This window comes from Streptomyces rubellomurinus, from assembly GCF_000961885.1.
Taxonomy (GTDB): domain Bacteria; phylum Actinomycetota; class Actinomycetes; order Streptomycetales; family Streptomycetaceae; genus Kitasatospora; species Kitasatospora rubellomurina.
Genome location: NZ_JZKH01000030.1, coordinates 27,295 through 41,000, shown reverse-complemented (window position 1 = coordinate 41,000; position 13,706 = coordinate 27,295). Strand labels below are relative to the sequence as shown.

Sequence of the window (13,706 nt, the reverse complement as noted above, 5' to 3'; positions counted from 1 at the left end):
TCCCGGGTACTACGGCCGCCCGGGGTTACACCCGGGGTGGGACGACCCACCGGGAGCGCCGCGCCTACCGTCGTCGACCATGAGCAACGACCACGACGGGACCACCCGGCCGGACGGCGCGCAGGCCGTCGTCGAGCTGACCGGTGTCCACAAGGAGTTCGGCGACGCCAAGGCGCTCGACGGCATCGACCTGCGCATCCACGCCGGCGAGGCGGTCGCCGTGATGGGCCCCTCCGGCTGCGGCAAGTCCACCCTGCTGAACATGGTGGCCGGGCTGGACCGCCCCACCGCCGGCACCGTCCGGGTCCAGGGACAGGACCTCGGGGGCCTGAACGAGACCGGGCTGGCCCTGTTCCGCCGCCGCAGCGTCGGCATGATCTTCCAGTTCTTCAACCTGATCGACGACCTCCCGGCGCTCGACAACGTCGCCCTCGCCGCCCAGCTCACCGGCACCACCGCCCGTCAGGCCCGCCGCCGAGCCCTCGAACTGCTCGACGAACTCGGCGTCGCCCACCGCAAGGACGTCTACCCGGCCGCGCTCAGCGGCGGCGAGCGCCAACGCGTCGCGGTGGCGCGCGCCCTGATGAACCGCCCGGCCCTGCTGCTCGCCGACGAACCCACCGGCGCGCTGGACAGCCGCTCCGGCGAGCAGGTGATGGACCTGCTCATCGACCTCAACCAGATCGGGCAGACCCTGCTGATCGTCACCCACGACCCCGACCTGGCCACCCGCTGCGCCAGCAGGCTGGTCGAGATGGCGGACGGCAAGGTCGCGCGCGAGCGGGCGCTGGAGCCGCGGTCATGAGCGGTGGGGCAGTGTGGCGCGCGTCGCGGGCCGCTGTGAAGCGGCGCAAGCTGCAGACCTTCGTGATCGGGCTGGTGGTGCTCTGCTCCACCACCACCGTGCTGCTCGCCCTCGCGGTGATCAGCGCCGCCCGGGCGCCCTTCGACCAGGCCTTCGACGCCCAGCGCGGCGCCCATGTGGTCGCCGCGTTCGACCCGGCCAAGGCCACGGCGGAGCAACTCGCCGCCACCGCCCACCGGCCGGGCGTCGAGGCGGCGGACGGGCCGTTCCCCCAGGCCGTCGTCCGGATGCCGGTCGACTGGCTGGGCCGCCCGCCCGGCCCGCTCACCCTGGTCGGCCGCACCGACCTGGCCGGCGGTCCGGTCGACCGGCCCGAACTGCTCGCCGGACACTGGGCCACCGGGCCCGGCGAGGTCGTGATCAACCAGCCGTTCAAGGGCTACCCGGACAACGCCCTCGGCAAGCCGCTCCCCGGCGTGCCCGGACTCACCGTCGTCGGCTTCGCCAGCACCATGAGCGAATCGGCCGGCGGCTGGGTCACGCCCGACGAGGCCCGGGCCCTGCACCCCGGCGGCCTGCAGATGCTCTACCGCTTCACCGACGCCGACAGCGAGCAGCGGCTCACCGCCGGCCTCGACGCCGCCACCGAGGGCCTGCCCAAGGACGCGCTCACCAGCGGGCAGTCGTACCTCAAGCTCAAGCAGGCCTTCTCGGCCGGCGCCGACGCCTTCCTGCCGATCATGACGGTCTTCGGCACGCTCGGCCTGCTCGTCGCCGTGCTGATCGTCGGCAACGTGGTCAGCGGCGCGGTGGTCTCCGGCTACCGGCACATCGGCGTGCTCAAGTCGATCGGCTTCACCCCGCGCCAGGTCGTCGTGGTCTACCTGACCATGGTCTCGGTGCCCGCCGTGATCGGCACCGTCCTCGGTACGGCGGCCGGCTGGGCGCTGGCCGGCCCGATCCTCAAGATGGCGTTCAGCGGCATCATGACCGGCACCGCCGTGATCGAGCCGGCCGGCTGGCTGCCCGCCGCCACCCTGCTCGCCGTGCCGCTGCTGGTCGCCCTCGCCGCGTTCGTCCCGGCCTCGCGCGCCCACCGGCTCTCCGCCACCGAGGCGATCTCCGCCGGGAGCGCGCCGCGTGCCGGGCGCGGGCTCAAGGTCCAGCGCTGGCTCAGCGGCACCCGGCTGCCGCGCGCCGTCAGCCTCGGTCTCGGCCAGCCCTTCGCCCGCCCGGCCCGCAGCGCGCTCACCATGTCGGCGATCGTCCTCGGCGTGGTCACCGTCACCGTCACCACCGGGCTGAGCAGCACCCTGGTCCGGGCCGTCGGTCCGAACGGCGGCACCGGCAGCGCGACTTACGTCCATGTCCAGACCGGCCACTTCGCGGGCAACAAGGTCGCCGCTCCCAAACTGACCCCGGAGCAGACCGAGGCGATGCTGCACGCCACCCCCGGTGCCGAGCGGGTCAGCACCCGCGGGCTCGCCGAGGCCAACGTGGCCGGCTTCAACCAGCCGGTGTACATCGACTTCTACGGCGGCGACGAGGCGACGCAGAAGCTCCACGTCGTCCAGGGCCGGGGTGCCACCGGGCCGGGCGAGGCCCAGGTCGGTCCGGCCTTCCTCGACCAGCACGGGCTCAAGCTCGGCGACCGGATCACCGTCGACCTGGAGGGCAGGCAGCAGAGCCTCACCATCGTCGGTGAGGAACTCGAGGGCAACGTCCGGGCGATCACCACCAGCGACGCCACCCGGGCGCTGTTCACCCAGGACCGGCACGTCGTCGAGTACTACGTCCGGCTCGCGGCGGGCGCGGACGCGGACGCGTACATCAAGGCGGTCAAGGACGCCGACCCGAGCCTCGTCGCCGACGTGGCCACGGTCGACATGACCGCGCCGGTCGTGTCGATCATCGCCTTCAGCACCGTCTTCACCATCCTGCTGTCGATCGTCGCCGCGCTCGGCGTCTTCAACACCGTGCTGCTCAACATCCGCGAACGCCGCCGCGACCTCGGCATGCTGAAGTCGATCGGGATGACGCCCCGGCAGGTCGTCGCGATGACCGTCACCTCGGTGGCCTGGCTGGGCGTGCTCAGCGGGATCATCGGCATCCCGGCCGGCATCCTGGCGCACCGGCTGATCACCGAGAACGTCCGGATCATGGCCTTCCCGGAGTCGATGATCGACGTCTGGGGCGCGCCACTGCTCGCCGGGCTCGCCTGCGCGGGCGTCGCGATCGCCGTCCTCGGCGCGCTCGTCCCGGCCCGGTCGGCCTCCCGGTTGACCATCGCCGAGGTGCTGCGCAACGAGTGAGCGCGGGGCGGCCGCCCGGCCGCCGTGCAAGTGCGGACGGCCGGGCGGGGGAGCGCCCGGCCGTCCGGTGCGTCCGGCGGCGGTGACCGGTGCCCCGCGCGGCGGCCCGAGTCCGCTGGTCGCGACCGGGGCGGCCGGGCGGGCGGGGGAGGACGCGCGGCGGAGGGCACGGCCGCGCCGGTGCGTCAGTTGTCCGAGGGTGCGTCAGGTCGCGGTGTTCGGAGGCCTATCATCTCGCCATGACCACCGCTGAGCTGATTCGCATCGTCTCCCGTTCCTCGCCCATGGCGCTCGCCCAGGTCGACCGGGTCCGAGCCGAACTCGCCGCGCTGTACCCGGCCCTGCGCACCGAGGTGGTGCCGGTGACCACCTCCGGCGACCGGTGGACGGGGGACCTCGCCCAGCTCGGCGGCAAGGGCGCGTTCACCAAGGAGGTCGACGCGGCGCTGCTCGCCGGCGAGGCCGACGTCGCCGTGCACTGCCTCAAGGACGTGCCCGCCGACCGCCCGCTGCCGGCCGGCACCGTCTTCGCCGCGTACCTGCGCCGCGACGACATCCGCGACGCCCTCGTCCACCCCGGCGGGCTCACCCTCGACGAACTGCCGGCCGGCACCCGGATCGGCACCTCCTCCGTCCGCCGGGTCGCCCAACTCGCCGCCACCCACCCGCACCTGGAGTGCGTGCCGATCCGCGGCAACGCCAACAGCCGGCTCGCCAAGCTGGCGGCCGGGGACGCCGACGCGCTGCTGCTCGCCGTCTCCGGGCTGGAGCGGATCGGCGAGCAGGACCGGATCACCCAGGTCCTCGGCGTCGACGCGATGTGCCCGCCGATCGGCGCCGGCATCCTCGTCCTGCAGTGCCGCGAGGACGACACCGCCACCATCGGGGCCGTCACCGGCCTCGGCCACCACGACACCTGGCGCGAGGCGGCGGCCGAGCGGATGTTCCTGCACGCCCTGCAGGGCCACTGCAACAGCCCGATCGCCGGCTACGCCAAGGCCGAGGCGGACGGCCGGCTCTCGCTGCGCGGCCGGGTCTTCAGCCCGGACGGCAAGCGGGTGCTGGACGCCCACGAGTGGGCCGGCGCCCTCGACCCGGAGGACCTCGGCACCTCGGTGGCCCTGGCGCTCAAGCGGCAGGGCGCGCAGGAGCTGATCTCGGCCATCCCGCACTGAGGCCCGGCCCGGTTCCGCCCGCCCGAGCTGTTCCGTCGTGCCCGCTGCTGACATGATTCCGGTTGCGCGGCAGGACGGCTGACGTGGCATCGGGGACGAGGGAACGGGCGCACCGGGGGGTTTGACGTGGATCCGTTGAGGCCGACCGATCCGACGACGATCGGCGGCCGCTACCGGCTGCTGGCTCGGCTCGGCCGCGGCGGGATGGGCGTCGTGTACCTCGGCCGCTCGCCGGGCGGGCGGCTGGTGGCGGTCAAGTGCGTGCACTGGGACCTCGCCACCGACCCGCTGTTCCGGCGGCGTTTCACCCAGGAGCTGGAGGCCGTCCGGCGGGTCGGCGGCTTCCACACCGCCCAGGTGGTCGACGCCGATCCGGACGGTGACCCGCCCTGGCTGGTCACCGCGTACATCCCGGGCCCGTCGCTGGACCAGGCCGTGAGCACCCACGGCCCGCTGCCCGAGCCGGTGCTGCGGGTGCTGGGTGCCGGGCTCGCCGAGGCGCTGGAGGCGATCCACGCGGCCGGGCTGGTCCACCGCGACCTGAAGCCGTCCAACGTCCTGCTCGGCGACGACGGGCCCCGGGTCATCGACTTCGGCATCGCCCGTGCCCTCGACGGCGCCTCGATCACCCGCACCCAGACCGTCATCGGCACCCCCGCCTACATGGCCCCCGAACAGATCGCCGGCGAGCCGATCAGCCCGGCCTGCGACCTGTTCAGCCTCGGCCGGGTGCTCTGCCACGCGGCCGGGTCCGACCCGTTCGGCGGCAGCGGTGAGGGGAGCGGCGGCAACGCGCAGGTGCTGCTCTACCGGATGCTGCACACCGAGCCGGACCTCGGCGGAGTGCCGGACGCGCTGCGGCCGGTCGTCGCGGCCTGCCTGGCTCGCCGCCCGCAGGACCGGCCCACTCCGGCGGAGGTGATCGCCCGGCTCGGGGCGCCCGCGTACGACGGGCCGACCGGCTCGTGGCTGCCGGCGGGACTGCGGGGCGGGCCGGCGGTACCGGACGCCCAGCCGCCGGCGGTGCCGGAGACGCCGCGGCAGACGGCGCTCCTGCCCGTACCGCCGCCGCTGCTGGGGCCCGTTCCGGCCACACCCTCGGGGCCGATCCGTCCCGTCGAGGCCGGCGGCGGCCGGCGGCGGTCGCGGTGGCTGTGGGTGCTGGTGCCGAGTGTGCTCGCGCTGGTCGCCGCGGCCGTGCTGGTGCCCGGGTACCTGCGGCACGGCGACCAGGACTCGTCCGGGCTGAGCAACGACGGCTTCGTCACCGCCACCAGCGGCGGCCCGCCCGACTGCGTCACCGGCGGGCCGGCCGGCACCAGCGGCAGCGTGGACTCCACGCTGGGCCCGCCCCCGGCCGTCCCCGCCGACACGCCGCACCCGCCCGCGCTCAGCAGCCCGGCCGACCAGGACATCCTGACGACGGGCGGTTCGCTGGTGCTCCGCTGGTCCAAGACCGGCGCGGTGACCAAGGTCTTCACCAGCAGGTTCGGCGACACGCGGTGGCAGGCCTCCGGCTGGCTGACGACCGCCGACTGCACCTTCCGGCCCACCGGCACGGGCGTGTACCAGTGGGCCGTGGCGAGTGCGAACATCGCGTCCGCGAGCACGGTCAGCAGCGGCTGGAGCACCGTCCGCTACCTGAACGTGGTGGCGTCGGGCAGCTCGATCTACGGCAATCCGATCAAGGGCACGCCGGCCGCCCCGGAGCAGGTGGCGCCGGACGACCGGAAGGAGGTCCGGGTCGGGCAGCCGGTCGAGCTGAGCTGGACCACCCCCGGGCCGACGTCCAGCGTGAACATCCTGCTCCCGGACGCCCGGGACTGGCAGCGGATGCCGTGGAAGCGCGACCGGTCGTACACCTTCACGCCGCCGATCGCGGGCGTGTACCAGTGGGTGGTGTACGCCCAGGGGACCGGTGACTGCGGGAAGACCTCCTGCCTGAGCGCGCCGAGCGAGCAGCGGTACCTGATCGCGCGGTAGCGGGGGACGGTTCCGTGCGCCGATCCGAACCGGTGGCCCGGGCGGAGAACCGGCCGGGTGTTCGGGGCGTCCGTTGAGGCGTGATCACTGGGCTACTCGGCGGGATGCCGATGTTCTGGCCCGGGCTGTTGCTCTCGCTGGTGCCGGCGGCTCTGCTGAACCGGCCGGTGGGGCGGCTGCTGCGGGCGCACTGGGCGGTCGGCTTCCTGCTGCTGCTCGGGCTCGGCGGCGTGCTCACCGCGACCCTGCTGCCGGACGCGTTCCGGTGGTCGGAGAGCGCGGTGCGGCACTGCGCGGTGGCGGGCGTGCGGCCGCGCCGTCCGCACGAGCTGCTGACCGTGCCGCACCTCGGGTTCAAGCTGGCGGCCTACGCCTCGCTGGGCGTGGCCGCCGCGCTGGCGGGCAGCCGGTGGCGGGCCGGGCTGGCCCTGCTGGGCGCGGCGGCGGTGCCGTTCGCGGTCGCGGCGGTGCGGTACGCGGTGCCCGCGATCGGGCGGCCGTGCGACGTGCAGGACGCGTGGGACGGTGTGCAGGGGGTCGTGCTGGGCGCCGTGCTCGGGCTGCTGGCCGGGCCGGTCCTGCGGGCGGTGGCGGGGCGGGCGCGGGCCCGGTCGCACTCGGTGTGAGGGGGCCGGCGGCGCTCAGCGGCCGTCCGGGAGCAGCGGGAAGAGGCGGGTGACGGCGGCGACCGGGCGGGCGCCGGCGGGGCGGGCGGCCGGGTCGGTGTCGCGGTCGCGGTAGCGGGCGAGCAGGTGGCGGACGGCGTCGGCCACGGCGGCCAGTTCGGCGGGCGTCAGGTGGACGACGGCGCTGAACGCCTCGTCGTGCTGCCATTCGGCGGGGGCGTCGGCGCGGTGGGCGAGCCAGCGCCGGTAGCTCTCGTCCTCCAGGCCGCGTGCCAGTTCGTCGAAGGCGCCGGCCGGCTCGGGGTGTTCGGCCGGTTCGGGGTGTCCGGCGGGGGCCTGCTGGGGGAGGCGCCAGGGGCGGGCCCGGCCGTCGACCGGCGGGGCCTCCTCGATCAGTCCGTGCCGGGCGAGTTGCCGCAGGTGGAAGGAGCACAGCCCGGAGCTGTGGCCGAGCGCGGCGGCGGCCTCGGTGGAGGTGAGGGTGCCGCGTTCGGCGAGCAGGGCCAGCAGCGCGGTGCGGACGGCGTGTTCGGGGAGCGCGCCGGCGGCTTCCGCCGCGGTGGTGAGGTCTTCGGTCACTTTGCAAAGTCTGCTACTTTGCAAAGTCGATGACAAGCCGTCATGCTGTGAACCCTTGCGAGGAGTCCGTCGATGACCGACCGTCCGTCCGTGCTGCGTGTCACCGAGATCGGTGAGCCGATCCTGCACGGCCCCTGCCGCCCGGCCACCGAACAGGACTTCGGCAGCCCGGAGTTGGCCCGGCTGATCGACGCGATGTTCGCCACCATGTACGTCGCGGACGGCGCCGGGCTCGCCGCCAACCAGGTGGACGTCGACCTGCGGCTGTTCGTCTACGACTGCCCCGACGACGACGGCGTGCGCCACACCGGCCACCTGCTCAACCCGGTGATCGAGCCGCTGACCCCCGGGCGGCGGCTCATCGAGGAGGTCGAGGGCTGCCTCTCCGTGCCCGGCGCGAACGCCGAACTCGCCCGCCCGGCACGGGTGGTGGCGCGCGGCTTCGACCAGCACGGCACCCCGGTCACGGTCGAGGGCACCGGCTACTTCGCCCGCTGCCTCCAGCACGAGGCCGACCACCTGGAGGGGCGGCTGTACGTGGACCGGCTCGGCCGGCGCGACCGCAAGGACGTGCTGCGGCAGGTCGAGGAGCGCCGGGAGCGGGTGTTCGCGCAGCGCGCCGAGGCGGCCGGGCGGCTGGACCGGACCGGAACGGTGGCCGGTTGCGACCTCTCCTGCCGCTGCCGCCGACTGGACGCGCCGGCGTCCTGACGGGGCCGGTGTCCTGGCCGGGCCGGCGTCCTGATCGGGCCGGTGTCCTGGCCGGGCCGGTGGCCGCGCCCGCGCGGGTCACCCCGGCGGGGGATGTGCCGGTCCGCCGGCCGGCCGCCGAGCTGGCCCGGCCGGGGGAGCGGGCCCCCTCGCGCGGGTGAGGCGGCGGGCCGGGGTGCTCGGCGAGGGTGGACGCATGCTGAAGAACATCCCGGTGGGCGACACCGAACGCCCCGTCCCCGGCTGGGCGTTGCGCCTGGCGAAGGCCCTCCCGTTCATCGTGCTGCCGCAGTGCCTGTGGCGGCTGCCGTTCGCGTTCGACTTCTGCATGGGCCTGATCGACGAGAAGCGCGGGCCCTGGGAGTGGTGGGCCGTCCCGTACGTGTTCGGCCTGAGCCTGGTCACCGAGTCGGTGACGCTGCTGACCCTCGGGCTGGTCAGCGGCTGGGGCGAGGTGTTCCCGCGCTGGGTGCCGTTCCTGCGGGGCCGCCGGGTGCCGCCGCTGGTGGCGACCGTCCCGGCGCTGCTGGGGGGCGCGGTCGTCACCTTCCTGTTCGACCTCCTGGGGTTCATCCAGGGGGTCGACATCTTCGCCCCCGAGCGATGGGGCAGCGTGTGGTGGATGGTGCTGGCCCGGATCTGCATCACCCCCGCCATGCTCTGGGGCCCGATCACCCTCGCCCTCGCCGTCGCCTACCACCGCCGCCGCACCCGCCCGCTCGCCCTCGCCGCGTGAGCCCGCAGGCGTCCCGTGCGCAGGAAGTCGGACCGGCCGACTTCCTGCGCCCGCCCGTCCCGGTTCAGTGCGCCCGGTAGTACGCGCCGACCGCCCCGAAGGCGGCCTTCGGGTCCCAGGGCAGCCCGGGGTAGACGGCGCCCAGGCGGTCCTCGTAGACCTTGACCAGGCCGTAGCTGGCGAGGTCGAGGTCGTCGCGCGGGTCGCCGTCCGGGCGGTGGACGTGGTCGGGGAGGGCGAAGGTGAAGACGAAGGCGGCGTCGACACCGCCCGCGTCGAAGGCCTCCAGCAGTTCGCGCAGGTACCCGGCCTGGCCCTCCTCGTCGCGCTCGTACGCGCCGTTCAGCCGGACCGGGCCGGCCGGGCCGTACTCGACGATCTCCAGGCCGCGCGCGCCCCGGTCGCCCGCGCCCCGGTAGGTGGCGGAGCCGAACTCGGTGATGGCGACGGGCTTGCCCCGGGAGGTCAGCTCGTGGACGCCGGCGGCGAAGCGGTCGGCGATCTCGGCGGAGCGGTAGAGGTCGAGCGAGATCACGTCGAAGGGCGCCCAGTCGACCTGCTCCAACGGCACGGCGGCGTAGGTGACCCGCCCGCCGAAGCGGGCCCGGACGGCGGTGACCGCCTCGGCGAGGAAGGCGTTGACCCGGGCGCTCACCGCGCCGAGGTGGGCGCGCAGCGCTTCGGGCCGGGCGAGCAGCGCGACGCGCTCCTCCGTGCTGTCGCCGGGCAGGAACCCCGGGTTCATGAGGCTGAGTTCGGCGCCGGTGACGAACACCACCTCGGCCCCGCGCCGCCGCAGCCGTTCGGCGCGCTCGGCGCAGTCGGTGAACAGCCGCAGCATCTCCTCGCCGGTCCGCTCCAGTGGGTACGGCGAGTACCAGACCTCCAGTCCGAGGTCGGCGGCGTACCCGGCGGCGAGGTCGATCCGGTCGGGGTCGCCGCCCATGATCCGGACCGCGCTGCAGTGCAGGTCGTCCCGGATGATCCGCAGCTCCTCGGCGACGGTCTCGGGGTCGAACAGCTTGCGGGAGTACTCGCCGTTCTTGACGAAGCCGGTGTCGTAGCTGATGCCCTTGGCGCGCATGGTCTCCTGCCTTCTGGAGGATCGGAAACTTACGGTACGGCGAGTACCGTAGTTGCCGTCCTCCCGGGAGGGCAAGTAAGGATGGGGCGGGCAAGGGCAGGCGGTACGGGCGGCATCGAGGGCGGAGCGGGAGCATGGCCGGGCAGACGCGGCGGCGCGGAGCGGCGCTGGAGGAGGCCATCCTGCGGGCGGCGGTGGCGGAGCTGACCGAGTCCGGGTACGCCGGGCTGACCATGGACAAGGTGGCCGCGCGGGCGGGCACCAACAAGAACGCCATCTACCGGCGCTGGCCCAACCGGCTGGCCCTCGGCATCGCCGCGTACAAGCAGCTCGGCAAGGCCGCGCCGCTCCCCGACACCGGCGAACTGCGCGGCGACGTGCTGGAGTTGCTGCGCCTGGTGAACCGCAACTGGAGCTCTCCGGCCGGGGCGGTGCTGCGCGAACTGCTGGCCGCGGCCGGCGGCGCGGCGGAGTTCCTGGCGCAGCTGCAGGACCAGTCCGGGGACGCGGCGGCCGCGCCCTGGCTCACCGTCCTCGGCCGCGCGGTCGCCCGCGGCGAGGTGGCGCCCGAGGCGCTGCACCCGAGGGTCGCGACCGTGGCGGTGGTGCTGCTGCGCAACGAGTTCGTGGCGCGCGGGGTGCCGACCGCGCCGGACGACGTGCTGGTGGAGATCGTCGACGAGGTGTACCTGCCGCTGGTGCGGCGGCGCGGGCGGGCCGGGTAGCCGTCAGGCGTTGCCGGTCAGCAGGGTGGTGGCGAGGCGGTCCGCGGTGGCGGCGTCCAGGGGGGCGTGGCCGAGCAGGAAGCGGTACCAGAAGACGCCGTAGACCTGGTCCGCGATCAGGTCGAGGTCGGCGTCCGGCCCGAGTTCGCCGCGTGCGCGGCCGCGGGCGAGGAGTTCGCGCAGGGCGTCGCGGCGGGCGGCGGTGAAGCTGCGCATGAGCTCGGCGAGGTGGGGGTCGCGGGCGGCCTCGCGGGCGACGGCGCGCAGGGCAGAGGCGGTGGTGTCCCGCTGGGCGGCGTCGAAGGTGGTGGCGACGAAGGTGCGCAGGTCGGCGCGGAGGTCGCCGGTGTCGGGGCCGGTCACGTCCTGGTCGGCGCGGTCGGTCAGGGCGTCGAGCAGGACGGCGCCCTTGGACGGCCACCAGCGGTAGACGGTCTGCTTGCCGACGCCGGCGGTGCGGGCGATGGCGTCGATGGTGACGGGGGTGCCGTCGGCGGTGGCGAGCAGGGTCAGGGCGGCGTCCAGGATCGCGCGGTGGGCGGCCTCGTTGCGGCGCCGTCCGGTGTGCGGGCGCGCGGGCTGGGGCGCGGCGGCGTCCGTGGTTCCGGCGCTCTCGGCGGTCTCGCTCATCTGGGTTCCTTCCCGTACTGCCCTCACTTGACAAGACTAGCAGTCTCGACAAACATCATTGCCGGAACGAACGGTCTCGACAAGCTATCGCCCCGCCGGAAGGACCCACCGTCATGAGCACTGCGTCAACTCTGTTCGCCGGACAGCGCGTCGTCGTCATGGGCGGCAGCTCCGGCATCGGCGAGGCCGCCGCCACCGCCTTCGCGGCGGACGGTGCCGAGGTCGTCGTCACCGGCCGCGACCGCGACCGGCTGGACGCCGCCGTCGCCAGGATCGGCGGAAAGACCACCGGGCAGCAGGTGGACGCCGCCGACCCGGCCGCACTCGCCGCCTTCTTCGCCGGGGCCGGGACCGTCGACCACCTGGTCGTCTCGGTCAGCGGCTCGGCCGGCGGCGGCCCCTTCGCCCAGCTCGACCTCGCCGAGCTGGCCCGCGGCTTCGACGCCAAGTTCTGGCCGCAGGTGCGCGTCCTGCAGGCGGCGCTGCCGCACCTGCGCAAGGACGGCTCGGTCACCCTGATCACCGCCGGCTCCTCCCGCGCCGCCTTCCCGGGTACCGCCGGACTGGCCGCCATCAACGGCGCGCTGGACGCGATGGTCCCGCCGCTGGCCGTCGAGCTCGCCCCGCTGCGGGTCAACGCCGTCTCGCCGGGCGTCATCGACACCCCGTGGTGGGACCGCGTCCCGGCCGAGCAGCGCACCGCGCTGTTCGACGGGCTGGCCGCCACCACGCCGGTCGGCCGGGTCGGCCGGCCGGAGGACGTCGCCCGGGCGATCCACCTGCTCGCCGCCAACACCTTCGTCACCGGCGTGGTGCTCGACGTCAACGGCGGGACGAACCTCGCCACCGGCCGCTGAGACGGCCGCGGCCCGCCCCGGAACGCGCCCGGGGCGGGCCGCCGTCAGCGCTGCGCCCGCGCCGTCACCACTCGGCGACCAGGTAGTCCTTGAGGAACACCCCCGACACCGGGTGCCCGGCCTCGCCGCGGACGATCGGGTCGTAGACCCGGGCCGCGCCGTCGACGATGTCGAGCGGGGTGCGGAAGCCCTGGTCGGCGAGGTGGGCCTTCTTGGGGGCCGGGTTCTCGTCGGTGATCCACCCGGTGTCGACGGCGCACATGTGCACGCCGCGGGCGGCGAGCTCGGCGGCGCTGGTGCGGGTGAGCATGTTGAGCGCGGCCTTGGCCATGTTGGTGTGCGGGTGGCGCGCGGTCTTGTTGCGGACGGCGAACCGGCCCTCGACGGCGGTGACGTTGACGATGTAGCGGGCCGGGTGCGGGGAGGCGAGCAGCAGCGGCAGCAGCCGGTCGCAGAGCAGCGCCGGGGCGAGGGCGTTGACCAGCTGGACCTCCAGCACCTCGGCCGGGTCGAGCGAACCGAGCGTGGCGGACCACGAGTTGGCGGGGGCGAGGTCGGGCAGCAGGCCCGCCTCGTCGGCGAGGTCGAGCAAGGAGCCCGCTCCCGCGGCGAGTTGGGCGGTTCCGGTCGCCGGCCGGAACCCCGGTGCGTGGGTGATCGCCCGGCGGTCGGCGGCGGACAGCGCCCCCTGCTCGCCGGCCGTCAGCAGCGCGTACGACTCCGGCGGGCGGCGCAGCGTCTGCGCGGCGTTGTTGACCAGGATGTCGAGCGGCCGGCCCTCGGCGCGCAACTGCTCGGTGAGGCCGAGGACCTGGCGCGGGTCGCGGAGGTCGATGCCGACCACGGTGAGCCGCTCCCACCACTGCGCGCTGCCCTCGACGGCCCGGAAGCGGCGCACGGTGTCGTGCGGGAAGCGGCTGGTGACGGTGAGCTCGGCGCCGTCGCGCAGCAGCATCAGGGCGAGCTGGAAGCCGATCTTCACCCGGCCGCCGGTGAGCAGCGCCCGGCGTCCGCGCAGGTCGGTGCCGAGGCCGCGGCGGGCGGTGTTGTCGGCCGCGCAGTCCGGGCAGAGCATGTGGTAGAAGCCGTCGACCTGGCGGTACTTGTGCTTGCAGACGTAGCACCGGCGCGGGGTCAGCAGGTCGCCGACCGGCCCGGTGGCGACGGCGGCGAGCGGGGCGTCCTCCCGGCGCTGCCGGTCGCCGGTCGCGGTGGCGGCGAGCAGCCCGGCGTCGGTCCGCCGGGCGGTGTCCTTGGCCTCCTGCCGGCGGTACTTGCGGCTGGCGCGGACGAAGGCGGTGAGCTGCTGCTCGGCGTGCAGGCGGGTGCGGTCGTGGAACGGCAGGGCGCGCAGGCGGCCGAGGGTGTGGCTGAACGCTGCGAGTTCCTCGGGGGTGAGGCCCGCCGCGCAGGCGGCGTCGCTGGTCGGGAATGGCGTGTCGAGCTGCTGGTGGTCGTCCCGGACCGTCATGTCCGCCCCCTC

General features: G+C 74.9%; 13 protein-coding genes. 9 read left to right on the top strand and 4 right to left on the bottom strand.

Going from position 1 to position 13,706, the window contains the following annotated elements:
- The first annotated feature begins 79 nt into the window (after positions 1-79).
- From VM95_RS16555 to VM95_RS16535, 5 genes are all read left to right on the top strand, one after another.
- On the top strand, positions 80-805 hold the full coding sequence (locus tag VM95_RS16555; protein ID WP_045697363.1) for an ABC transporter ATP-binding protein: 726 nt from the start codon (positions 80-82) through the stop codon (positions 803-805).
- The gene (locus VM95_RS16550) at positions 802-3,117 is read left to right on the top strand and encodes an ABC transporter permease (RefSeq protein WP_052707403.1); all 2,316 of its coding nucleotides are present in this window, start codon (positions 802-804) and stop codon (positions 3,115-3,117) included. The genes VM95_RS16555 and VM95_RS16550 overlap by 4 nt, the downstream gene beginning before the upstream one ends.
- Positions 3,118-3,356: 239 nt before the next feature.
- Positions 3,357-4,292, top strand: a complete 936-nt coding sequence (gene hemC, locus VM95_RS16545) for a hydroxymethylbilane synthase (RefSeq protein ID WP_045697361.1) — start codon at positions 3,357-3,359, stop codon at positions 4,290-4,292.
- Between the two features lie 126 nt (positions 4,293-4,418).
- Positions 4,419-6,275, top strand: coding sequence for a serine/threonine-protein kinase (locus tag VM95_RS43745; protein WP_244178805.1), 1,857 nt, complete (start codon positions 4,419-4,421; stop codon positions 6,273-6,275).
- A gap of 104 nt (positions 6,276-6,379) precedes the next feature.
- Entirely contained in the window at positions 6,380-6,901 is a 522-nt protein-coding gene (locus VM95_RS16535; RefSeq protein WP_045697358.1) for a hypothetical protein, read from the top strand.
- A gap of 15 nt (positions 6,902-6,916) precedes the next feature.
- Here VM95_RS16535 and VM95_RS16530 read toward each other — a convergent pair whose 3' ends face one another.
- Complete coding sequence (locus VM95_RS16530; RefSeq protein ID WP_045697356.1) at positions 6,917-7,480, bottom strand: ArsR/SmtB family transcription factor; 564 nt, start codon at positions 7,478-7,480, stop codon at positions 6,917-6,919.
- Positions 7,481-7,552: 72 nt separating this feature from the next.
- Here VM95_RS16530 and def point away from each other — a divergent pair, with 72 nt between their 5' ends.
- Entirely contained in the window at positions 7,553-8,191 is a 639-nt protein-coding gene (def, locus tag VM95_RS16525; RefSeq protein WP_063773510.1) for a peptide deformylase, read from the top strand.
- 196 nt (positions 8,192-8,387) lie between these two features.
- Entirely contained in the window at positions 8,388-8,927 is a 540-nt protein-coding gene (locus VM95_RS16520; RefSeq protein WP_045697354.1) for a hypothetical protein, read from the top strand.
- Between the two features lie 64 nt (positions 8,928-8,991).
- On the opposite strand, the gene VM95_RS16515 is transcribed toward VM95_RS16520, so the two are convergent.
- Complete coding sequence (locus VM95_RS16515; RefSeq protein ID WP_045697352.1) at positions 8,992-10,011, bottom strand: hypothetical protein; 1,020 nt, start codon at positions 10,009-10,011, stop codon at positions 8,992-8,994.
- 134 nt (positions 10,012-10,145) lie between these two features.
- On the opposite strand from VM95_RS16515, the gene VM95_RS16510 reads away from it, so the two are divergent.
- On the top strand, positions 10,146-10,736 hold the full coding sequence (locus VM95_RS16510; RefSeq protein ID WP_045697350.1) for a TetR/AcrR family transcriptional regulator: 591 nt from the start codon (positions 10,146-10,148) through the stop codon (positions 10,734-10,736).
- A gap of 3 nt (positions 10,737-10,739) precedes the next feature.
- Here VM95_RS16510 and VM95_RS16505 read toward each other — a convergent pair whose 3' ends face one another.
- Positions 10,740-11,366 (bottom strand): TetR/AcrR family transcriptional regulator, encoded by a 627-nt coding sequence (locus VM95_RS16505; RefSeq protein ID WP_052706412.1) that lies wholly within the window; start codon positions 11,364-11,366, stop codon positions 10,740-10,742.
- 113 nt (positions 11,367-11,479) lie between these two features.
- Here VM95_RS16505 and VM95_RS16500 point away from each other — a divergent pair, with 113 nt between their 5' ends.
- Positions 11,480-12,223, top strand: a complete 744-nt coding sequence (locus tag VM95_RS16500; RefSeq protein ID WP_045697348.1) for an SDR family oxidoreductase — start codon at positions 11,480-11,482, stop codon at positions 12,221-12,223.
- Between the two features lie 64 nt (positions 12,224-12,287).
- Here VM95_RS16500 and VM95_RS16495 read toward each other — a convergent pair whose 3' ends face one another.
- Positions 12,288-13,694 (bottom strand): SDR family NAD(P)-dependent oxidoreductase, encoded by a 1,407-nt coding sequence (locus tag VM95_RS16495; protein ID WP_078860005.1) that lies wholly within the window; start codon positions 13,692-13,694, stop codon positions 12,288-12,290.
- Positions 13,695-13,706 lie beyond the last annotated feature (12 nt).